We start from the raw sequence: 20,618 nt of genomic DNA, 5'->3' as shown, positions 1-20,618 counted from the left end.
TCATCGCTGCTCTCAGTTCTGTATTGGATTTATGCCGCTTCCGACGAGGAGAGACCAGGCACAACATCCGGCGGTGTGGTGGTATCCACAGGTGCTTCACCCGGGTCCTTGATGCCGACGATGTAGTATTCGCCGTCCTCCTTCTTCATGCGGTAGATCATGTACTTATCCGGGGTGGGGGTGTAGCTGTCGCCGTCCTCGGTGGTGGTCCAGCTGGCGCCGGGTGCTACATAGCCCACAGTCACCTCATAGACATCGCCGTTCTTCTGCATATCCACAACCATCGGCGTATAGTAACCGCCCTGGGCCATCATGGGCACCCGGTAGACATTGTTCTCCGCGTCGTAGGTGTAGGAGATGCCGTCCTCATCCAGCGAGGTATGGGTGAGCTTGACCTCCGGGCCATACAGCTTGACAGCCGCTACCTCCACATCCGATACCGGAATCAGGATCATGCCGTTGTCATCATAGGTGTAGCTGCCGCGCTTGTCGCTGTACATGCAGGACCAGATCGAGGTCTTGACCAGCACCTTGTTGTCCACGTCCTGGATATTGTCGAAGGGAACCGGGTCGAACATCATCACCGGCTGGATCTGCCGCTCGATCTGCCGCAGCAGCTTGGAATTATCGGTGAGCTTTCCATAGAGCTGTACCGCGCCATAGATCACCGCGATCACGCCGATCAGGGCCAGCAGGATGTAGGCGCCGCCCACCGGTGCTGCATAGCGATGCTTGCCGCGCTTCTTCCGGGGCTTCTTCTGAGCCGGTTCCTCTGCCTTTTCTGCGGGGGCTGCGGCTTCTGCCGGAACTTCCTCGGCGGGCTGTTCTGCGGGAGCCGCCTCTGCCGGGACTTCCTCAGCGGGCTGCTCTGCGGGGGCTGCGGCCTCTGCCGGAACTTCCTCGGCAGGCTGCTCTGCGGGGGCTGCGGCTTCTGCCGGAACTTCCTCGGCGGGCTGCTCTGCGGAAGCTGCGGCCTCTGCCGGGGGTTCCTCGGCAGGCTGTTCTGCGGAAGCTGCCGCCTCTGCTGGGGTTTCCTCGGCGGGCTGCTCTGCGGGAGCTGCGGCTTCTGCCGGGGTTTTCTCGGCAGGCTGCTCTGCGGGAGCTGTGGCCTCTGCCGGGGTCTCCTCGGACTGTTTCTTCCTGGTTCTGGAAGCAGTGCTGCCGGTTCCTGTCTTGCGGCGGCAGGCAGTCCGCTTGGGGGCCGGCTGTTCAGCGGTTTCTTCCGCTGTCTTTCCGGCGTCTTCTGCCGGCGCAGTCTGATCCATAGTCAGCTGGGTCTGCTCCGCCGGTTCTGTCTTTTCAGCCGCTGGCTTGCGTCTGCGGCGTGTGGTGCGCTTGGACGCCGCAGCAGGCACCTGCGCAGTCTGTTCTGCGAGCTCCGATGCGGTCTGCTCCTTTACTGCGGCTTCTTCCTGCTCAAGCCGCTCCTTCTGATCATCCATCTATGGTCCTCCTGTATTTCCAAAGCCGTCAGACGGCTGGGATCATTCATGATGCACCCGGGATTTTCCCGGTCAATCATAGATATTATAGCATACTCCCATCTGATTTGCACGGGCGAATTTGGACAGCCTGTGAGCATTCTGTAAATCCTGCACCGAAAAAAGCCTGCCGGCCTTCCCTATTTGGGGAAAGCGGCAGGCTTTGGTGATTCCGGTATGGATCAGTCGTCGTTGTCCTTGGCTTCCATGGAGGAACGGCTCCGGTCGAAGGTCACACGCAGACGGGTGACACGCTGTTCGTCCACTTCCAGCACCTGTACGGTAAAGCCATCGTATTCGAACACCTCGCCGGGCTCGGGCAGATGCTCCAGCATTTCCATGGCCCAACCGCCCACAGTGGAGGATTCCGACTCAAAGTGACGGTTATAGTAGCCAAAGTCCTCGAACAGGTCGTCGATATCCATATCACCGCTGACCTCATAGCTGCCGTCCGGGAGCTGCTGGAACGGGAGTTCCTCCTCCTCGTCCTCGTCCCAGATGTCGCCGACGATCTCCTCCAGCAGGTCCTCCATGGTTACGATACCCATGGTGCCGCCGTAATCATCGGTGACAATGGCAATGTGTGCCTTCCGGCGCTTGAATTCCGCCAGCATGCTGGCAGCGGTCTTGGTCTTATGCACAAAGAGCGGTTCGGTGAGCATGGAACGCAGGTCAATCTCGCCGCCCCGTACCAGGGCTTCCAGGAAGTCCCGGCTCTGGAGAATACCGATGACATGGTCGATATTGCCGTCATAGACCGGGATACGGGTAAAGCGCTCCTCCAGCACCACCTGACGGATGGAGTCCAGGGAGTCATGAATATCCACAGCCACCAGATCCACCCGGTGAGTGAGCAGTTTCTGAACCGGCACATCATTGAAATCCAGAGCCGACTGCACCAGCTGGGCTTCGTCCTCCTTCATGACACCCTCTTCCTCGATGGTGTCCAGAATATATTTGAGCTCTTCTTCGGTCACGGACGGGCTCTTGTCTCCCTTAGAACAGAGCCGTACCATGGCCCATTGAAGCAACCGGAAGATGCTTACAACCGGAGTGAGCAGAACGATCAGAAAATGCATCGATCCAGCAATGGTCAACGCCAGCTTTTCGCTGTTTTCCTTACCATAGGTTTTGGGCAGGATCTCACCGAAGACGAGCACCAGCACAGTGGTGACTGCGGTGGCAATCACAGCACCCGACGCGCCGAACAGGGCCGTGGTCACCGTGGTCATCAGGGCGGCGGAAGCGGTGTTCACCACATTATTCCCCACCAGGATGGTGGAAATGGTGCGGTCATAGTTCTCTGCGATATCCAGGGCGATCTTGGCCTTCTTGCTGCCGTTATCCGCATAACTTTTCAGGCGGATCTTGTTGACGGTGGAAAGGGCTGTTTCCGATGCGGAAAAATACGCTGAAAATGCCAGCAGTACCGCAAGCAATATACAGTCCGATGTGTTCAAATTTGTTCAACTCCAATTTTATATCAATATAGAATTTCAGCCAGAGGCCGGACAGCTTCTTATAAACTATCATTACTATTTTATCAAAATAAAAACCGCTTCACAACCGAAGTTTTCGCTTGTTTCCAGCGTTTTTCACCGGTATGGCCCCAATTTTCCCCAAAAATAAAAAACAAGGGACGATTTTTCAGTCGTCCCTTGCCCAAATGCAGGTTATTACTTCTTTTTTGCTTCCATGGCTTCCAGTGCATCCCGACGGGACAGATTGATCCGGCCCTGGGAGTCGATCTCGGTCACCTTGACAATGATCTCATCGCCCACCGATACCACATCTTCCACGCGTTCTACCCGCTTGGTATCCAGCTTGGAGATATGTACCAGACCTTCCTTGCCGGGAGCGATCTCCACAAAGGCGCCGAAGTTCATCAGACGGGTAACACGGCCCTTGTAGAAGGCACCCACTTCGGGATCCTTGGCAATGGTCTCGATGATCTGTACCGCACGGCGGCAGCCTTCCATATCAACGCCGGATACAAAGACATGACCATCATCCTCGATGTCGATCTTGACGCCGCAGTCAGCGGAGATCTTCTGGATCACCTTGCCGCCCGAACCGATTACTTCACGGATCTTCTCAGTGTCGATCATCAGGGTGAGCATCTTGGGAGCATACTTGCTCAGCTCCGGACGCACTTCCGGAATGGCCTTGAGCATGATCTCATCCAGGATGTAGCAACGGGCCTTGTAGGTCTTGTCCAGGGCGCTGCGGATCACATCATAGCTGATGCCATGCACCTTCATATCCACCTGGATGGCAGTGATGCCCTTGTGGGTACCGCCGACCTTGAAGTCCATATCACCGAAGAAGTCCTCCAGACCCTGGATATCCACCATGGTGCTCCAGCCGTCGCCCTCGGAGATCAGACCGCAGGAGATACCGGCTACCGGAGCCTTGATGGGCACACCAGCGTCCATCAGGGCCAGAGTGGAGCCGCAGATGGAAGCCTGGGAGGTGGAACCGTTGGAGGAGAGCACTTCCGATACCAGACGCAGGGTATAGGGGAACTCCTCAACCGACGGGATCACCGGACGCAGGGCCTTCTCAGCCAGAGCGCCGTGACCGATCTCCCGGCGGCCCGGGCCACGGGAAGGACGGGTCTCACCCACCGAGTAGGAGGGGAAGTTGTAGTGATGGATATAGCGCTTTTCGGTCTCCTCATCGATGCCGTCCAGCAGCTGGGAATCCCGGATGGAACCCAGAGTGGCAATGGTCAGCACCTGGGTCTGGCCACGGGTGAACATACCCGAACCATGTACCCGGGGAATCAGGCCGACTTCCGCAGCCAGAGGACGCATCTCGTCCATGCCGCGGCCGTCCACACGCTTGCCCTCATCGAGCAGCCAGCGGCGTACCACAAACTTCTGCAGCTTGTAGAGGCACTCGTCGATCTGCATCTCCTGCTCGGGGTAGATGGGATCAAAGTGGGCGTGTACTTCCTCATAAACGGGACGCAGACGCTCTTCCCGGATATTCTTGTCATCGGTATCCAGAGCATACTTCACACGGTCGATGGCATATTCCTTCACAGCCTCGAACATATCATGATCCAGTTCCTTGGATTCAAAGCTGAACTTGGGCTTGCCGATCTCAGCCTGTACCTCCGCGATGAAGCGGCACATCTTCTGTACTTCCTGATGGCCCTTGATGATGGCTTCCATCATGGTGTCGTTGTCCACTTCATTGGCGCCGCACTCCAGCATGCACACCTTCTCCTCGGTACCGCAGACGGTGAGGTTCAGGTCGCTCTTGTGGCGCTGTTCCGCATTGGGGTTGAGGATCAGTTCGCCATCCACCATGCCGACGCTGATGCCGGCAATGGGGCCTGCCCACGGAATATCCGAAATGGACAGGGCAAAGGATGTACCCACAATGCCGCATACCTCAGGAGAGCAGTCGGGGTCCACCGAGAGGACGGTCATGACCACAGCCACATCGTTGCGCATATCCGACGGGAACAGCGGACGGATGGAGCGGTCTACCACACGGGAGGACAGCACAGCCTTTTCACTGGGACGGCCCTCCCGGCGCAGGAAGGAGCCGGGAATGCGGCCTACCGAGTAGAGCTTCTCTTCGAAGTCCACCGACAGCGGGAAGAAGTCGATGCCGTCACGGGGCTTCTGGGAAGCAGTGACGTTGACCAGGACGGTGGTCTCACCGTAACGCACCAGACAGGAGCCGTTGGAAAGTCCGCACATTTTGCCTACTTCAAAGCTCATTTCCCGTCCGGCGAATTCGGTTTTGAATACGCGAAAATTCTCGAACATCAATTTTACCTCCTTAGTTGGAGCCGGACCGATCCGCAGCCTGATCTTTTTAGCAATGGACCCGCCGCTCCATCCGGGAGGGATCGGGCGGTCGGTCTACTGCTAAAAGAGTACAGGACAGCCGGTCTGTCCGGCATCCCATATAAGCGCAAAAGGCAGGTGAATGGACCACCTGCCTTCTTAAGCCGTAAAAAACTATTACTTGCGCAGACCCAGCTTGGCAACGATGGCGCGGTAGCGCTCGATATCCTTCTTCTGGAGATAGTTGAGCAGATTTCTTCTCTTACCAACCATCTTCAGCAGACCGCGGCGGGAGTGATGGTCCTTCTGATGAACCTTCACATGCTCGGTCAGGTCGTTGATCCGCTTGGTCAGGATTGCGATCTGTACCTCAGCAGAACCGGTATCGGTCTCGTGGGCTCTGTTTTCGGCAATAATAGCCTGCTTTTCTTCCTTGAGCATCATAGTACATTCACCTCATATAAATTTTTGTACAGCCATGAACTAAGCCTGAGGCCTGGTGAACAGCCGCGGTAATCCAGCGGCAAACCCCTCAAGCTGAGTACAGGTCAGTTACCAATAGATTGTAGCACAGCTTCGTCTGTTTGTAAAGGGATTTCCCGGTATTTTTCGCAGAGTTCCACCGATTTCCGCGTACTGTCCTCAATGGCAGCCCGCAGCTCCTCCAGAGAGCCGAATTTCTTCTCCCCACGGACAAAATGATAGAATTCCACAATGAGATTCTTCCCATACAGATCGCCTTTATAATCCACCAGGAAGGTCTCACTGAGGACGGTCTGCCCGCCCACGGTGGGTTTCTTCCCCACATTGGTGGAACCCACATACCGTTTTCCATCACAGACCGCTATGGTGGCATAGACCCCGTTCTGGGGAATGATCTGCTCATCCGGGAAATACTGGTTGGCGGTGGGATAGTTCCACTGCCGGCCCAGTCCCCTGCCATGCACCACCGGCGCAATGAGCGTATAGGGATGCCCCAGCAGACGGTTGGCTGTTTCGATCTCGCCGTCCCGCAGAGCCTTGCGGATCAGGGTGGAACTGATAACCTCCCCATTCTCCCGCTCCAGCGGCACAACGATGACTTCGATGCCATACTCCTGCCCGAGCTGGCAGAGCAGCTCGGCGTTGCCGGCGGCATTCTTGCCGAAGTGGAAGTTCTCCCCGCAGGCCACAACCCGGGCCTGGAAGCGTTCCGCCAGCACCTTCCGGACAAACTCCTCCGGCGTCAGGTCCCGGAACTCCTCAAAGGGCGGACGGAAGATCTGCCGTACCCCCATGCGCTCCAGGATATACTGCTTGACCTCATCGGTCTGGATCAGTTCTCCCACCGGCTTGGGGCCGCCCTTTCCCGGCGGGGAAAAGGTGAATACACAGGGGATCAGTCCCTGCTGGCGTGCCGCCTGCACCGCTGCGGAGATCACCTTGGTATGTCCGCGGTGGATGCCGTCAAAGAAGCCCAGCGCCACTGCGGTGGGACGCTCCGGCAGATGCGCGGACAGAGTATCTGAGAGGATCAAATGCAGTCCTTCCTTTCGCTTAAAAATCACAGGAGTTTGAAGAGCTTGCGGGTCACCAGCCGTCCGGCCTCCTGATCGGGGGCGGCAATGCCCAGGAACTCTCCTGCCTCGGACCAGACTGCCAGCTCCTCCCCTTCCGGGAGGGTGAACTGGGTCAGGGAGAGAGGCGCCCCGTTGAGGAACAGCCGGGTGAGCTTGGGGGTGAGGGTGAGCCGGGGCAGACAGTCAAAGATCCGCTCCACCGGGATCACCGCCTCCTCTGCCCTGCCCTCTGCCGCCAGGGCGGTGAGCTGTTCCAGGGTCAGGCAGTCCGCTTCGGTAAAGCCGGCTGCCATGGTGCGGCGCAGCTGGGTGAGCATGGCGCCGCAGCCCAGCTTTTCGCCGATGTCATGGCAGAGAGTGCGGATATAACTGCCCTTGGAGCAGTGAACATCGATCTCTGCCCAATCCTCCCCGAGATCCAGGATCTCGATGGAGTAGAAGGTCACCGGACGGGGCGTGCGCTCCACGGTGCCGCCCTCCCGGGCGATGTCATAGAGCCGGCGACCGCCCACCTGTATTGCCGAATACATGGGCGGCAGCTGCATCTGCTCCCCTTCAAAGGAGCGGATGGCGGCGATGAGTTCCTCCCGGCTCACCCGGACTTCCCGGCGTTCCAGCACAGTGCCGGTGCAGTCCTGGGTATCGGTGGTGACGCCCAGCTGGAACCGGGCCCGGTAGCGCTTATCCTGCACCGGCAGGATATCACAGGCCTTGGTGGCCCGCCCCAGAAAGACCGGGAGCACTCCGGTGGTCATGGGGTCCAGGGTTCCGGCATGGCCCACCTTTTTCATGTGCAGGATGCCCCGTACCCGGGCGATCACATCAAAGGAGGTGTGTTCGGCGGGTTTGTCGATGCAGATGATTCCATCTCTCATGCGCCGGTCAGTTCCTTTCTCACGGCTTCCAGCAGCAGTTCCTTGGCATGTTCCAGCGGACCGGGCACATTGCAGCCCGCCGCCCGGACATGTCCGCCGCCGCCGAAGTTCTCGCAGATGGCAGAGGCGTTGGCCTTTTCGCCGGTCCGCACCGAGATCTTGTAGGTGCCCGAGGGATTCTCCCGGAAGGCCACCGCCACATCCACGCCCTCAATGCGCCGGGGAATGGACACGATGCCCTCCAGATCCTCCACCTTGGCGCCCAGCTCATCGAGCAGGGCCCGGGACATGACAATGGTGGCACACCGGTCATCAAAGTGATACTCCAGGGTATCCATGATGCGGTTCTCCAGGGTCATGCGCTTGCGGGAAACGGTTTCAAAGAGATCGTTGGTGATACGGGCGCTGTCGGCGCCGGCATCGATGAGATCCGCGGCGGTGCGCAGGGTGTTCGCTGTGGTATTGGAGTACCGGAAACAGCCGGTATCGGTGGCACATCCGGTGAACAGGGCATCTGCCATGGGCTTGGTCAGCGGCACGCCCAGATGCCGGATCACCGAGGTCATCACCTCGCAGGCCGCCGCAGCCTGGGCGTCCAGCAGGGTGAGCCCGGCATAATCGGAATTGCTCACATGGTGGTCAATGCAGAGATCCACCCGGTCCGCATACTGTTCCAGCGCCGGGCCCAGCAGGCCCGGACCGGCAATATCCACCGCAATGATCAGCTGGGGTTCAAACTCGGGCATTTCAATGCCGCCATGGATATAGGCGAACTTCTCCGGCAGCGGATCAGAACACCGCACCGCTGCCCGGCGGCCCAGATGGGTCAGGGCATGATAGAGCCCGTATGCCGCGCCGATGGTATCCCCGTCCGGGGACTTGTGGCAGAGGATCAGAATGTCATCTGCCGTTCCCAGCAGCATGCAGCAGTTGTGAATATCGGTAAACATAGGCCGCTCCTTTTATTTATCCAGGTCGTAGAGAATCCGGGCGATGTCCGCACTGTATTCGATGGAATCATCGCTGATGAAGTGGAATTCCGGGGTCCGGCGCATCTTGAGCCGGCTGCCGATCTCCCGGCGGATAAATCCAGCGGCACTCTTCAGGCCTTCCACAGCACGGTTGGCAGCTTCCAGGCCGTCCAGCGAGCTGATATAGACCTTGCAGTAGGACTGATCCCCGGACAGATCCACCTTGACAATGCTGATCATACCGGTGATGCGGGGGTCCTTGAGCATACGGAAAATATCGGTGAGTTCCCGACGGATATCCTCCGTCAGGCGGTCATGTCTGTGAGAAGCCATCTCGTAGCCTCCTTTTTAAGACGGCGAAGCGGGGCGGATCAGTTGTCCGCTCCGCCTGCCGGTTTGTGTATTCCAGTTAAAATCAGTCGCGGTATTCTTCGGTGATATAGGCCTCGAAGATATCGCCTTCCTTGATGTCCGCAAACTTCTCCAGGGTAACACCGCACTCATAGCCCTTGGCTACTTCCTTGGCATCGTCCTTGAAGCGCTTGAGGCTGGACATCTCGTCCTCAGCCACTACAATGCCGTCACGCACAACACGGATCTTGGCATTCCGGGCCAGCTTGCCGTCCAGCACATAGCAGCCCGCTACGGTACCGACGCTGGAGATCTTGTAAACCTGACGCACTTCGGCACGGCCCAGATCCACATCCCGGTACTTGGGAGCCAGCATGCCCTTCATGGCATCAGTGATCTCGTTGATGGCATCATAGATGATGCGGTACAGACGGATCTCCACATCTTCCCGCTCTGCCATCTCCTTGGCAACGGGGTCGGGACGGACATTGAAGCCAACGATGATGGCATTGGAAGCGTTCGCCAGCATAACATCCGACTCGCTTACCGCACCAACAGCGCCATGGATTACCTTGACCCGGACCTCCTCGTTGGAGATCTTCTCCAGCGACTGCTTCACAGCTTCCACCGAGCCCTGTACATCTGCCTTGACGATGATGGGCAGTTCCTTCATCTCGCCCTCGGAGATCTGGGAGAACAGGTTATCCAGGGTTACCTTGCGGTAAGCGCTGAACTGCTCCTCCTTGGCCTCCTGCTTACGCTGCTCTACCAGTTCCTTGGCAAGGCGCTCGTCCTCGACTGCGTGGAAGGTATCGCCCGCGGCGGGAACCTCGGCCAGACCGGTGATCTCCACCGGCATGGACGGACCGGCAGCCTGGATGCGGTTGCCCCGGTCATCGAGCATCACACGCACACGGCCCAGGGCAGCGCCGGCGATGATGACATCACCGGTATGCAGGGTACCATTCTGTACCAGCATGGTGGCAACGGGACCACGGCCCTTGTCCAGACGGGCCTCGATGACAGTACCGGTCGCCATACGGTTGGGGTTGGCCTTGAGTTCCTGTACCTCTGCCACCAGGTTGATCATCTCCAGCAGGGTGTCGATGTTCTCGCCGGTCTTGGCGGAAACGGGAACACAGATCACATCGCCGCCCCACTCTTCAGGAACCAGACCGTACTCGGTGAGCTCCTGCTTTACCTTGTCGGGGTTGGCGGTGGGCTTATCGATCTTGTTGATGGCTACAATGATGGATACATTGGCAGCCTTGGCATGGTTGATGGCTTCAACGGTCTGGGGCATGATGCCGTCGTCCGCAGCCACAACCAGTACGGCAATATCGGTGACCTGAGCGCCGCGGGCACGCATGGCGGTGAATGCCTCGTGTCCGGGGGTATCCAGGAAGGTGATGGCCTCGCCGTTGATGCGTACCTGATAGGCGCCGATGTGCTGGGTAATGCCGCCGGCCTCACCGGTGGTGACATTGGTCTTGCGGATGGCATCCAGCAGGGAGGTCTTACCATGGTCAACGTGACCCATTACAACCACGATGGGGCTTCTCTTGACCAGATCCTCGTCCTTGTCCTCCTCGGGCTCGAACAGACGCTCCTCGATGGTGACAAAGACTTCCTTCTCAACCTTGGCGCCGATTTCCATGGCAACCAGGGCAGCGGTATCGTAGTCGATGACATCCGAGATGGAAGCCATAACGCCGACGCTCATCAGACGCTTGATGATCTCAGCGGCCTGTACCTTCAGACGGGAAGCCAGTTCGCCGACGGTGATCTCATCGGGGATCTTGATCTCCAGACGCTGACGGCGCTGACGCTCCATCTCCAGACGGCGCATCTGCTCAGCTTCCTGCTCCTTGCGGCTCTTGACCGGCTTGCCCCGGCGCTGGGACTTCTGGTTGAGCTTCTGCTTCTTGACAAAGTTATCCTTCTGGGAGCTGGCAGGGGCAATGCGCTCATACCGCTCGTTGTACTTATCCAGCTCTACATTGGCAGCACGGGTGTCCACATGGGTCACATTCTGGCGCACCTCGACCTTTTCGGTCTTTTCCGCACCCCGGGTATCCAGAGTGGTAGTGGCCTGACGGGCAGCTGCCGGCTTCTTCTGATGCTTCTGGTTCTGCTGGGCCGGACGCTTCTCCTCCTGCTTCTGGGCAGGCTTTTCAGCCGGCTTCTGAGCCTCAGCCTTCTTGGGCTCAGGCTTCTTCTCGGTGTGAGCCTGCTTCTCAGCCGGCTTCTCCTGAGGCTTCTTCTGCTCTGCGGGCTTGGGAGCCAGACGCTCGGCACGCTTCTTTTCGCCGTCAGCAAAATACTGATCGAAGCTCTTGACCTCGCCCTTCTTGGAGTAGTACTCCACTACATAGTTGAGTTCCTGATCCACCAGTACGGCAGTGGCCTTCTTCTGCTCGCCGAAACGGGCTTCGATCAGGTCGATGAGTTCTTTATTGGAAACACCAAGATCTTTGGCAAGATCGTTGAGTTTGCACTTTTCTGTCATATTGTCTGGTCCTCCTTCTCATGTGCGGGCAGATGCTTGAGAAACATCCTGACAAAGCCCTCGTCGCTGACAGCCAGTATTCCTGCACGCTTATGCAGCAGTCTGTCGATGTCCCCCATCTGGAACGGTGCGTCAAACCAGCGAATCTCATATTGCTGCGCTATCCGCACGATTTCCTTCCGGCTTTTGGGTGACAGGTCTTCGGACAGCAGCACCAGGGCCGCTGTACCGTTTTTGCAGGCTGTGCTGACCGCGTCAAATCCCAATATCAGTTTGCCCGCTTTCCGGGCCAGTCCAATGGATGGAAGCAAGCTGTCATTCATGTGATTCCAGCTCCTTCCCGATCCGTTCATATACCTCAGCGGGGATCTCACAGGAGAATGCCCGTTCCAGCCGCCGGGCCTTCTGGGCCTTGGCAAGGCATTCCGGGTCCGGGCAGAGATAGGCACCCCGTCCCGGCTTCTTGCCGGTGGTATCCAGGGAGATCTCTCCTTCGGGGCTGCGCACCACCCGGATCAGTTCCCGCTTCGATTTCTGCTCCATGCAGCCGACACACCGGCGCATGGGGATCTTCTTGATCATATCATGCCCCCCTTTCCTGCGTTTTCAAGGCTGCGAAGAAATTATTCTTCGCCATAGAAACCGCTCTCAGGGCGGATATCGATCTTCCAGCCGGTGAGCTTGGCAGCCAGACGGGCATTCTGACCCTTGTTGCCGATGGCCAGCGAGAGCTGGTTATCCGGTACAGTGACCTTGCAGCTGCGGGCTTCCTCGTCCTCGATCTCCACATTCAGCACATCAGCCGGAGCCAGGGCCGCACCGATGAACTCCCGGATATCCTCCGAGTACTTGACTACATCGATCTTCTCGCCGCCCAGCTCTTCCACGATGCCCGATACACGGGTGCCCTTGGGACCGATGCAGGCGCCCACGGCGTCCACATCCGGGTTCTTGGACCAGACTGCCATCTTGGTACGGGAACCGGCTTCCCGGGCAGTGGACTTGATCTCGATGGTGCCGTCATAGATCTCCGGCACTTCCATCTCAAACAGGCGCTCCACCAGACCAGCCCGGGTACGGGAGATCTTCATGCGGGGGCCCTTGTCGCCGGCAAATACATCCATGACATAGACACGGATGCGCTGACCATCGGCGAAGGTCTCGCCGGGCACCTGCTCGCTCTTGGGCAGGACAGCCTCAGTCTTGTTCACCAGTTCCAGGGTCACATTGCCGGTCTTGGCATCGGTGCGCAGTACAGTGGCAGTGATGATGTCATTGCAGTGGCTCTGATACTCCTGCATGATGCGCTCCCGTTCCGCTTCCCGGATGCCCTGCCGGATCACATGCTTGGCAGCCTGGGCCGCGATGCGTCCGAAGTCCTTGGTCTCCAGCGGGATCTCAATGATGTCGCCCACAGCGGCAGTCTTGTTGTACTTGGCAGCCTCAGCCTTGAGGATCTCATTGGCGGGGTCCTCGATCTCCTCTACAACGGTCTTGCGCACCGCTACATAGAAGCGTCCGGTCTCGGGGTTGATCTCCACTACATTGTCCTCAGCGCCGTTCTCGTCCCGCTTGATGGCGATGGAGATGGCGGCTTCGATCTTTTCGATCAGGTACTGCATGGGGATGCCCTTTTCCTTTTCCAGCATCGCCAGTGCTTCAAAAAATTCCTTATTCATTTTTCCCAGTTCCTCCTGCTAGTCTGCTGTATCACTCTGAATCCTCCGCCAGTTCGGCAGAGGCATAATCGTAATTGTCCACAAGGCGAACATAGGCCGCTTCCGACCGCTCAAAGGTCATTTCATTTTCCTCATCCAGCTGGATGGTGACCCCATTTTCATCGCTGGCAGTGAGCACACCGGTGAAGTCCCGGACACCGTCCACCGGACGGATCAGACGGACAGTCACCTCTGAGCCCAGATACTTCTGGAAGTGCCAGTCCCGGGTCAGTTCCCGTTCCACTCCCGGCGAACCGATCTCCAGATAGTAGCTCTGGTCGATGGGATCGGCTTCATCCAGCAGCTTGTTCATCTCCCGGGTATAGGCTTCGCACTCGCCCATGGTGAGTCCTTCGTCCTTATCGATGAAGATGCGCAGGAACCAGGAGCTGCCCTCCTTTTCAAAGCGGACATCCCAGATGGTGAGTCCCATCCGTTCCGCAACCGGGGCTGCCAGTGCCGTTACCACTGCGACGGTATTGGGTTTCTTGCCTTTTTTAGCGCCAGACGGCATTCTTTGATACACCTCGTTTTCCTTGACTTGCTCCAACATAAGAAAAGAGCGGGTGTTATCACCCACTCCTTTTTCCCATAATCTACAAGTAGAAGTATATCATACTTTTTCCGGGATAGCAACAGTTTTTTTCTGTAAAAACCCGCTCCCGGGCCGCAAAAAACGGCGCCGCAGCCACGCAGCGCCGTTTTATCGTGTCAGAAACAGGGGTTACCGCAGCTTGGCGAGCTGAGTGGTGAGCAGTTCCACAAAAGCGGGACGGTCCACATCATGCAGCACCAGTACATTCTTCTCCTTGTGGGTGTGGTCGAACCAGTCCACAATGGTCTTGCCCAGGGTATACTGACCGTTGACGTCAATATCCACATGGCAGAGCTTGCCGGTGAAGATCTCAGGCTTGAGCAGATAGGCCACAGCACAGGGATCATGCAGGGTGCAGCCGGGCAGATGCTCCACCTCATAGTGGTAGCGGCTGAAGTAGTCGATGAGCTCCGCAGCCAGTACCGAGCAGCGGTTGCCGTTTGCACGGATCACCTCATTCTCCTCCCGGGTGACATAGGCCTTGTGGGTCACATCCAGGCCGGACATGATGATCGGGATGCCCGAATCGAACATGATCTTGGCAGCCTCGGGGTCAGCGAGGATATTGAACTCTGCCGCAGCGGTCCAGTTGCCCATATAGAAGCCGCCGCCCATGATGGAGAACTCCTTGATCTTCTTCTTGAGATCGGGGCGCACAGCCAGCAGGATGCCGATGTTGGTCATCGGGCCGGTGGGACAGATGGTCACCGGCTCCTCGGCCTCCTCCAGCACCTTGCAGAGCAGCTCGAAAGCGGTGAGGTTGCAGGGGGTCAGGTCGGGTTCGGGCAGCCTGGGGCCGTCCAGACCCGATTCGCCGTGGACGATCTCAGTACCGCTCAGGGCCTTGCGCACCATGGGCTGAGCCGCACCGCGGGCCACCGGTACATCCAGACCGATGACGGTCAGTACCCGGCGGGCATTGTAGAAGGTCTTATCCACCGACTGGGCGCCGCCCACGGTGGTTACAGCCCGGAGATCGAACACATCGCTTGCGGATGCAGCCAGCATCAGCGCAATGGCGTCGTCATGTCCGGGATCGCAGTCAATAATCAGCGGGATCTTTGCCATCTTGTTTCCTCCCCTTACTTGTCCAGCTTGCTCATCGCTTCGATGAACAGCTCGGCAAACTTCTCACGGTCCACACCGTACAGGACGGTGGCATTCTTTTCCTTGCCCTCATAGTTGCCGGGATCGCAGACAGTGGTACCGGCAGTAAGGCTGCCCTCCAGCTCGATGTCCACATGGCACTGCTTCTCCACGAAGATCTCGGGATGACAGAGGTAAGCCACGGCACAGGCATCGTGGATGGTGCAGCCGGGCAGCTTCTCCACCTCGTAGTGGTAACGGCTGAAGAAGTCAATGAGCTCAGCGGCAAAGACAGCGATGCGTCCGCCCTTCTGACGGAGGATCTCATTCTCTTCCCGGGTGATGTAGGCCTGATGGGTCACATCCAGACCAGCCATCACGATGGGCACGCCGGAGTTGAATACAATACTGGCGGCCTCGGGGTCCACATAGATGTTGTACTCGGCAGCCGGGGTCCAGTTGCCGGTGTAAGCGCCGCCGCCCATGAGGGAGATGCGCTCGATCTTCTCCTTGAGGTCAGGACGCACCAGGAACAGCGCCGCAATGTTGGTCAGCGGGCCGGTGGGCACCAGAGTGATCTTCTCCTCGCTCTCCTCGATGGTCTTGATGAGCAGCTGCAGAGCCGACATCTTCTTAGGAGCAAAGCCGGGTTCGGGCATAGCCGGGCCGTCCAGACCGGACTGACCGTGTACCATCTCGGTAACGCCTTCCTCAAAGATGGAAGGACGCATCAGCGGATGGTCCGCGCCCATGGCAACAGGAATGTTGTGTACCCCCGCGAAGGTCAGTACCCGCAGAGCATTGCGGGTGGTCTTTTCCAGGGTCTGGTTGCCGGCAACAATGGTCACCGCCTTGATCTCCAGCTTTTCCGGCTCGGAAAGCGCCCACAGCATTGCCAGGGCGTCGTCATGTCCGGGGTCACAGTCCATAATAATCGGGATTTTCCTCATATTGATCCTCCTGTATTGTTCTGCCGCAATATGGCAGCAATTCCCTTGATCGTTCTGAATCACTCAGAGCTGCACCGGTTCCAGTTCGGCTGCCATTACCTCATCTATGGTGGGAGCCGAAGCAGCTGCTCCATGACGGGATACACTGATGCCCGCTGCCTTGGAAGCGATCTGCATGGTCTCCTCCACCGCACGGCCCTGCGCCTGGCCTGCCAGGAAGAAGCCGGTGAATACATCGCCTGCCGCGGTGGTATCCACAATGGTGGTATTATAGGCCGGGTGACGGATCACCTGGTCCCGGTCGATATACATGGCGCCGCGGCGTCCCAGGGTGACGACCACCCGGAGATCCGGGAAGCGTTCCCGGAACCAGCGGACATAGGCCTCCTCGGTATCCTGACCCGAGAGATCCTTGACCTCCACCTCATTGAGCACCAGCCAGCTGAGCTTTTCCAGCGGCATGCGATGGATGGTCTCATCATAGGGGGAGGGATTCAGGGCAATCTTCATGCCCCGCTTGTAGGCTTCTTCAATAATATAGTGGGTAGTATTGATCTCATTCTGCAGCACTACCATATCGCCGCTTTCGAACTGATCCAGTACACTGTCCACATAGGCTTCATCAATGTTGTAGTTGGAGCCATGGAAGATCAGGATACAGTTCTGACCACGGCTGTCCACCTGGATCATGGCATGACCGCAGACCTCATCGCCGCCCTTCAGGAAGCGGACATCCGCGCCATGCTGTTCCAGTTCCCGGCGGAACACCTCGGCAGACTCTCCGGCGTTGCCAGCGTGATAGACCGGAATTCCTGCCTTAGCCAGAGCAATGGACTGGTTAAAGCCCTTGCCGCCCAGGAATGTATTGCGGTCCATGGCGCTTTTGGTCTCGCCGGGGCGCAAAAAATTGTCCACTGAATAGACATAGTCCAGATTCAGCGAACCGAAATTCAATACCTTCATCTCAGCACCTCTTTGCAGTGTGATAAACAAATGACCGGGTCCCTGCCCGGTACAACCTGTAAAAACAGCGCAAACACAGTCAAAAATACGCTATTGGTATAAGTATATCGGGAATGTAAAAGGATTGTCAACCAAAAGTCATCTGAAATTTACACAATGTTTTAATGGAAATGCTGTCGAATCTATCGGAAATGTTGGACTTCCTGCAAAAAAACCTGGTCATGAAAAAACCAGGGGTTCTGAAGGATCAGGAGTCAAATTCCGGGCGTTCCCGGACAAATCCAGCCACAACATGGAAATAGGGGATCAGGCTTTCCTCTTCACAGTTGGTCAGGCGGCGGTAGACCTTGCTCACCGGACCGAACCGGACGCCCATCTGATCCAGCACCGGTTCGCCCTCGACGATCACCCACTGACAGCCGCTGTCCTGCGGGACACTCAGACGGATGCACTCTCCCAGATAGGCTCCGAAGATCAGGGCCACACTGTACACCTGATCCTCTGTGGGCTCGGAGTGATGGATGTCCTCATGGTAGATCTGCAGGATCTCGTCCAGAACCGATACGCTGGCAGGGGTGTAGTCCAGCACCTTCCCGAGGCTGGCGGCATACTCCACCGCAGTGGCGGCAAGATTTTCACAGCTTTTGGCTGCAGTATTCTGTATCTCCATATTTCTTCTGTCCTTTCCTTGGGCGGTCTGCCGGAGTAAGAAAAAAGACGACTACGAATGCCGTAATCGTCTGATTTTGGAGCTGCTAACCAGATTCGAACTGGTGACCTCGTCCTTACCAAGGACGTGCTCTGCCTACTGAGCCATAGCAGCATTTCTGATTTATTTTTGTGGGCCATCGCTGACTGCTTGTTTATTATATCAATCCGATTGCCGGATGTCAATACTTTTTTTGAAAGTTTTTCTGCTTTTTTCGCTGCTTCTGCAAAAACCGCATCACTACGCGCTTTTTCGGGTGGCCTGTCCAGTATGTTTTTCTTCATTTCGGGGGTTCCCCGCGGATTTTCCAAAAATAATTTTTCCCCCTTCCTCAAAATTTTCTTCCGTGCCGGATCACTCCCCTCCCTCTCCTGCCCGGGATCTCCTCCGGCGGTACAGTCCGCCCCCGGCCTTTCCGGTGCGATTCCCCATGCCTTTATTTTTTCCCGGCAGAAAATCCCTCACACTTTTCCCGCCGGCAGAATAGGATGGAGCAAACCACTGAATAGGAGGTTTTGATTGAATATGACATGTTCCAATAATTCCTGCAATTCCTGCTCCAGCATCTGGGGCTCCTGCAATAGATGTTCGTCCTGCGGCTGCAACAGCGGCTGCTCCAGCTCCAGTGGCTGTTACGGCTCCTGCGGATGCAGCAGCTGCTCCGGTTCTTCCCGTTCCGGTTCCTGCGGCTGTTCCAGCTGTACTGCCCACACCGGCTGCTCCGGCTCCTGTGGCTGCAACAATGGCTGCAGCAGCGGCTGTAATGGCAGCTGCAACGGCAACTGCACCTATACACAACTTCGTGTAACCATTCCTGCCAGCGGCGTCTGCAAGGTCTGCTGCTCGGGGATCGCCATCAACTCGGTCAACACCGCACTGATCTCGGGACGGTATGTCACCAGTGTCAGCTACACTGCCACCATGGACTATATCGACCGCTGCGGCTGCCGCCGTACTGCCACCACTACACAGACTACCCAGGTTTATCTGCCTGAGTCCTGCATGCGCTTCACCAATGTATGTGCCAGAGTGGTACGCCGCAATGCTGTGAACAACTGCTGCGGCGCCGGAATCTGTGCCGTACTGCAGGTTTGCTGCCGGTAACCATACCTTTGCTGTCCGGACGGACAGCGCCATGGGGACCAACCGCCCACCCCGGACGGTTGGTCCCTTTTTTCTGCCAGAACAAAAGCAGCCGGAGCATTGCCCCGGCTGTTTTTACTCTATTCATGCTGGTTCCAGCGGCCTCCATGCTGATGCTGACCGCCTCCGTAGGACTCCTCTTCATCGCCGTCCTGACAGGCATCGATCCGGTCCCGGAGCTCCCGCATGGTCATGCCGGCGGCCTCCTCCGGCGTAATGCTCGGATCAAGGGCATGCAGCTCCTCATAGGCGTGGTACTTGCCCAGGGGCAGCCCCAGGGCCTGGGCCTCAGCCAGATCCTCCGAGCTGCCGGCGTAGCAGTGCGCGTTGCTCTCGCCGGAGGTACAGCGCCGGGCACAGCGGAGGATCTCCTGCTGCTGCACCTCATTGTCGCCGCTCACCACGATGGAGAGGACCCCATCGTCCGCCAGGCACTGCTGGATGGCGTCACTGGCGATGATCTGCCCCAGGGCGTCATCATAGCTCATGAACCGGACATTCAGCTCAGCTGCCAGGGCAGTACCGTCATCGTTGAGCCCTTCCACAGTGATGACCCGGTCGAACCGGTTGATCTCCAGCTCCACCGAGGGGTTGATGTCAATGCTGATGGCAGAAGTCGGGGTGAAATAGGCCTGATAGCCGCTCAGACCCACCACCAGCAGGGCCGCGCAGGCCAGAGCCGGTGCCAGACGCCGGAATCCTCCGCTGCGCCGCCGGGGCTCCGGAGCTGTATAATTCCCGGTTTTCTCCCGCAGGAAAGCCCGTGTGGACTCTTTCAGTTCAGGATCAGCGTGGATGCTGTCAAATGCCTCTTTCAGATTTTTACTCAAAGTCCTCACCTCCCAGCATCTTTCGCAGTTCGTCCCGGGCACGGGTCAGCAGTGTATAGACGGTATTGGGATTTTTATGCAGAATGGTTCCGATCTCGGGCGCCGTATAGCCCTCATAATAGTGCAGATAGACCACATCCCGGTACTTGTCCGGCAGTGCCAGCACCGCTTCCAGCACTTCCCGGTGGTCTTCCGGCACCTGATCCGGCTGCTCCAGCAGATCATCCAGCGAAACGGTCCGGCTCCGGAAAAAACTCCGGAGAAGATCCTTGCAGGCATTGATAGTCACCCGGATAAACCAGGCTTTCTCATGCTCCTCGCTCTCAAATTCCGTGGTGCCGGTGACATACTTCAGAAAAACTGTCTGAAAGATGTCCTCGGTATCCGCATGATTCTTCAGATGAATCATACAGACCCGCCGGACCAGATCCGCATAGCGGTCAATGGCCCGGTTCGCCTCCCATTCACTCCGCATAAGCCCCAAACCCTCTTTTTATATCCGAATCCTTACCGGTTTCTGCCGCATCCGCCTTCGCCGTAATAATCGCAAACCCCATCGCCATCGGCGTCCGCATAGCCGCAGCCGCCCTGTCCGGCATAGTCGCAGACACCATCGTTATCCTCGTCCACAAAGCGCCAGCCAGCGCCCTGACCGGCATAATCACAGACGCCGTCATTGTCCTCGTCGGTGTAAGCCCAGCCGGAGGACGGTGCAGTATAGTCACAGATGCCATCACGGTCAGCAGCACGGTAACCGCCCGGAGCAGCCAGGGAAGTGGTGATGCCAGCAGCCAGGATCATAGCGAATACAGAACCCATAAGAACCTTTTTCATAGATGTTTCCTCCTGAATTATAAATCAAATTTCATCTTTTTCAACCGGTTTCACTACTAATACGATTGAAAACCAGAAATCCATTCAGCATCCAAAAAAATTCTGAGGAAAATTTCAACTTTTCATACGCAAAAAAGAAGCACCCGAAAAACGGATGCTTCTTAGCATGGCTCCCCAAGTTGGACTCGAACCAACGACCCTGCGATTAACAGTCGCATGCTCTACCGACTGAGCTATT

22 protein-coding genes and 1 tRNA gene are annotated in these 20,618 nt (G+C 57.4%); 2 read left to right on the top strand and 21 right to left on the bottom strand.

Annotated elements, in window-relative coordinates:
• Window positions 1–29: 29 nt before the first annotated feature.
• The 18 genes from H9X81_RS05800 to H9X81_RS05715 form a co-directional block, all read right to left on the bottom strand.
• On the bottom strand, window positions 30–1,442 hold the full coding sequence (locus H9X81_RS05800) for a hypothetical protein (RefSeq protein ID WP_204720496.1): 1,413 nt from the start codon (window positions 1,440–1,442) through the stop codon (window positions 30–32).
• 221 nt (window positions 1,443–1,663) lie between these two features.
• Window positions 1,664–2,920 (bottom strand): HlyC/CorC family transporter, encoded by a 1,257-nt coding sequence (locus H9X81_RS05795; protein ID WP_243424038.1) that lies wholly within the window; start codon window positions 2,918–2,920, stop codon window positions 1,664–1,666.
• A gap of 237 nt (window positions 2,921–3,157) precedes the next feature.
• The gene (locus tag H9X81_RS05790) at window positions 3,158–5,266 is read right to left on the bottom strand and encodes a polyribonucleotide nucleotidyltransferase (protein ID WP_204720494.1); all 2,109 of its coding nucleotides are present in this window, start codon (window positions 5,264–5,266) and stop codon (window positions 3,158–3,160) included.
• A 198-nt stretch (window positions 5,267–5,464) separates the two neighbouring features.
• Entirely contained in the window at window positions 5,465–5,731 is a 267-nt protein-coding gene (rpsO, locus tag H9X81_RS05785; protein ID WP_177502217.1) for a 30S ribosomal protein S15, read from the bottom strand.
• 104 nt (window positions 5,732–5,835) lie between these two features.
• Window positions 5,836–6,804, bottom strand: coding sequence for a bifunctional riboflavin kinase/FAD synthetase (locus H9X81_RS05780; protein ID WP_204720492.1), 969 nt, complete (start codon window positions 6,802–6,804; stop codon window positions 5,836–5,838).
• Between the two features lie 26 nt (window positions 6,805–6,830).
• On the bottom strand, window positions 6,831–7,721 hold the full coding sequence (gene truB / locus H9X81_RS05775) for a tRNA pseudouridine(55) synthase TruB (RefSeq protein WP_177502219.1): 891 nt from the start codon (window positions 7,719–7,721) through the stop codon (window positions 6,831–6,833).
• A complete protein-coding gene (locus H9X81_RS05770; protein WP_204720490.1) occupies window positions 7,718–8,671 on the bottom strand; it encodes a DHH family phosphoesterase in 954 nt (317 codons plus the stop codon). Before H9X81_RS05770 ends, truB begins: the two co-directional genes overlap by 4 nt.
• Before the next feature lie 12 nt (window positions 8,672–8,683).
• Entirely contained in the window at window positions 8,684–9,025 is a 342-nt protein-coding gene (rbfA, locus tag H9X81_RS05765; protein ID WP_191392700.1) for a 30S ribosome-binding factor RbfA, read from the bottom strand.
• An 82-nt stretch (window positions 9,026–9,107) separates the two neighbouring features.
• Window positions 9,108–11,552 (bottom strand): translation initiation factor IF-2, encoded by a 2,445-nt coding sequence (gene infB / locus H9X81_RS05760; RefSeq protein WP_191392699.1) that lies wholly within the window; start codon window positions 11,550–11,552, stop codon window positions 9,108–9,110.
• The gene (locus H9X81_RS05755; RefSeq protein ID WP_177503320.1) at window positions 11,549–11,875 is read right to left on the bottom strand and encodes a L7Ae/L30e/S12e/Gadd45 family ribosomal protein; all 327 of its coding nucleotides are present in this window, start codon (window positions 11,873–11,875) and stop codon (window positions 11,549–11,551) included. Before H9X81_RS05755 ends, infB begins: the two co-directional genes overlap by 4 nt.
• Entirely contained in the window at window positions 11,868–12,134 is a 267-nt protein-coding gene (gene rnpM / locus H9X81_RS05750) for an RNase P modulator RnpM (protein WP_177503318.1), read from the bottom strand. Before rnpM ends, H9X81_RS05755 begins: the two co-directional genes overlap by 8 nt.
• A 41-nt stretch (window positions 12,135–12,175) precedes the next feature.
• The gene (gene nusA / locus H9X81_RS05745; RefSeq protein ID WP_177503317.1) at window positions 12,176–13,231 is read right to left on the bottom strand and encodes a transcription termination factor NusA; all 1,056 of its coding nucleotides are present in this window, start codon (window positions 13,229–13,231) and stop codon (window positions 12,176–12,178) included.
• Between the two features lie 31 nt (window positions 13,232–13,262).
• Window positions 13,263–13,784 carry a ribosome maturation factor RimP gene (gene rimP, locus H9X81_RS05740; protein WP_177503316.1) on the bottom strand — a complete coding sequence of 174 codons (522 nt, stop codon included), beginning with the start codon at window positions 13,782–13,784 and terminating at the stop codon, window positions 13,263–13,265.
• Window positions 13,785–13,994: 210 nt separating this feature from the next.
• Window positions 13,995–14,933, bottom strand: a complete 939-nt coding sequence (locus tag H9X81_RS05735) for a nucleoside hydrolase (RefSeq protein ID WP_204720488.1) — start codon at window positions 14,931–14,933, stop codon at window positions 13,995–13,997.
• Window positions 14,934–14,947: 14 nt separating this feature from the next.
• Complete coding sequence (locus tag H9X81_RS05730; protein ID WP_204720486.1) at window positions 14,948–15,901, bottom strand: nucleoside hydrolase; 954 nt, start codon at window positions 15,899–15,901, stop codon at window positions 14,948–14,950.
• Window positions 15,902–15,964: 63 nt separating this feature from the next.
• The gene (locus H9X81_RS05725) at window positions 15,965–16,864 is read right to left on the bottom strand and encodes a ribokinase (RefSeq protein WP_204720484.1); all 900 of its coding nucleotides are present in this window, start codon (window positions 16,862–16,864) and stop codon (window positions 15,965–15,967) included.
• A 247-nt stretch (window positions 16,865–17,111) separates the two neighbouring features.
• The gene (locus H9X81_RS05720; protein ID WP_177503311.1) at window positions 17,112–17,534 is read right to left on the bottom strand and encodes a hypothetical protein; all 423 of its coding nucleotides are present in this window, start codon (window positions 17,532–17,534) and stop codon (window positions 17,112–17,114) included.
• Window positions 17,535–17,611: 77 nt separating this feature from the next.
• Window positions 17,612–17,687: transfer RNA gene (locus H9X81_RS05715), tRNA-Thr, on the bottom strand.
• A gap of 15 nt (window positions 17,688–17,702) precedes the next feature.
• Between H9X81_RS05715 and H9X81_RS05710 the strand changes: the two genes are divergently transcribed.
• Window positions 17,703–18,092 carry a hypothetical protein gene (locus tag H9X81_RS05710; protein ID WP_204720482.1) on the top strand — a complete coding sequence of 130 codons (390 nt, stop codon included), beginning with the start codon at window positions 17,703–17,705 and terminating at the stop codon, window positions 18,090–18,092.
• Between the two features lie 6 nt (window positions 18,093–18,098).
• Window positions 18,099–18,677 carry a hypothetical protein gene (locus H9X81_RS05705; RefSeq protein WP_204720480.1) on the top strand — a complete coding sequence of 193 codons (579 nt, stop codon included), beginning with the start codon at window positions 18,099–18,101 and terminating at the stop codon, window positions 18,675–18,677.
• A 119-nt stretch (window positions 18,678–18,796) separates the two neighbouring features.
• On the opposite strand, the gene H9X81_RS05700 is transcribed toward H9X81_RS05705, so the two are convergent.
• Genes H9X81_RS05700 through H9X81_RS05690 form a run of 3 tightly spaced genes read right to left on the bottom strand, consistent with a single transcriptional unit; the run spans window position 18,797 to window position 20,380 of the window.
• Window positions 18,797–19,546, bottom strand: a complete 750-nt coding sequence (locus tag H9X81_RS05700; RefSeq protein ID WP_204720478.1) for an anti-sigma-I factor RsgI family protein — start codon at window positions 19,544–19,546, stop codon at window positions 18,797–18,799.
• The gene (locus H9X81_RS05695; RefSeq protein ID WP_204720476.1) at window positions 19,539–20,021 is read right to left on the bottom strand and encodes an RNA polymerase sigma factor; all 483 of its coding nucleotides are present in this window, start codon (window positions 20,019–20,021) and stop codon (window positions 19,539–19,541) included. The genes H9X81_RS05700 and H9X81_RS05695 overlap by 8 nt, the downstream gene beginning before the upstream one ends.
• Window positions 20,022–20,053: 32 nt before the next feature.
• A complete protein-coding gene (locus H9X81_RS05690) occupies window positions 20,054–20,380 on the bottom strand; it encodes a hypothetical protein (RefSeq protein WP_204720474.1) in 327 nt (108 codons plus the stop codon).
• Window positions 20,381–20,618 lie beyond the last annotated feature (238 nt).

The sequence above is a fragment of the Hydrogenoanaerobacterium saccharovorans genome, assembly GCF_016901815.1.
GTDB lineage: Bacteria > Bacillota > Clostridia > Oscillospirales > Ruminococcaceae > Avimicrobium > Avimicrobium caecorum.
Note: the sequence above shows the minus strand (reverse complement) of the source record. Positions and strands in the feature narration are given on the sequence as shown.

What these genes read in the sequence shown, in the direction of transcription:
- H9X81_RS05695 (WP_204720476.1), bottom strand. Translation starts at nt 20,021, where the DNA reads ATGCGGAGTGAATGGGAGGCGAACCGGGCCATTGACCGCTATGCGGAT.
- H9X81_RS05800 (WP_204720496.1), bottom strand. Translation starts at nt 1,442, where the DNA reads ATGGATGATCAGAAGGAGCGGCTTGAGCAGGAAGAAGCCGCAGTAAAG.
- H9X81_RS05725 (WP_204720484.1), bottom strand. Translation starts at nt 16,864, where the DNA reads ATGAAGGTATTGAATTTCGGTTCGCTGAATCTGGACTATGTCTATTCA.
- H9X81_RS05755 (WP_177503320.1), bottom strand. Translation starts at nt 11,875, where the DNA reads ATGAATGACAGCTTGCTTCCATCCATTGGACTGGCCCGGAAAGCGGGC.
- infB (WP_191392699.1), bottom strand. Translation starts at nt 11,552, where the DNA reads ATGACAGAAAAGTGCAAACTCAACGATCTTGCCAAAGATCTTGGTGTT.
- truB (WP_177502219.1), bottom strand. Translation starts at nt 7,721, where the DNA reads ATGAGAGATGGAATCATCTGCATCGACAAACCCGCCGAACACACCTCC.
- H9X81_RS05690 (WP_204720474.1), bottom strand. Translation starts at nt 20,380, where the DNA reads ATGAAAAAGGTTCTTATGGGTTCTGTATTCGCTATGATCCTGGCTGCT.
- H9X81_RS05720 (WP_177503311.1), bottom strand. Translation starts at nt 17,534, where the DNA reads ATGGAGATACAGAATACTGCAGCCAAAAGCTGTGAAAATCTTGCCGCC.
- H9X81_RS05730 (WP_204720486.1), bottom strand. Translation starts at nt 15,901, where the DNA reads ATGAGGAAAATCCCGATTATTATGGACTGTGACCCCGGACATGACGAC.
- rpsO (WP_177502217.1), bottom strand. Translation starts at nt 5,731, where the DNA reads ATGATGCTCAAGGAAGAAAAGCAGGCTATTATTGCCGAAAACAGAGCC.
- rnpM (WP_177503318.1), bottom strand. Translation starts at nt 12,134, where the DNA reads ATGATCAAGAAGATCCCCATGCGCCGGTGTGTCGGCTGCATGGAGCAG.
- H9X81_RS05770 (WP_204720490.1), bottom strand. Translation starts at nt 8,671, where the DNA reads ATGTTTACCGATATTCACAACTGCTGCATGCTGCTGGGAACGGCAGAT.
- nusA (WP_177503317.1), bottom strand. Translation starts at nt 13,231, where the DNA reads ATGAATAAGGAATTTTTTGAAGCACTGGCGATGCTGGAAAAGGAAAAG.
- H9X81_RS05705 (WP_204720480.1), top strand. Translation starts at nt 18,099, where the DNA reads ATGACATGTTCCAATAATTCCTGCAATTCCTGCTCCAGCATCTGGGGC.
- H9X81_RS05735 (WP_204720488.1), bottom strand. Translation starts at nt 14,933, where the DNA reads ATGGCAAAGATCCCGCTGATTATTGACTGCGATCCCGGACATGACGAC.
- H9X81_RS05790 (WP_204720494.1), bottom strand. Translation starts at nt 5,266, where the DNA reads ATGTTCGAGAATTTTCGCGTATTCAAAACCGAATTCGCCGGACGGGAA.
- rimP (WP_177503316.1), bottom strand. Translation starts at nt 13,784, where the DNA reads ATGCCGTCTGGCGCTAAAAAAGGCAAGAAACCCAATACCGTCGCAGTG.
- rbfA (WP_191392700.1), bottom strand. Translation starts at nt 9,025, where the DNA reads ATGGCTTCTCACAGACATGACCGCCTGACGGAGGATATCCGTCGGGAA.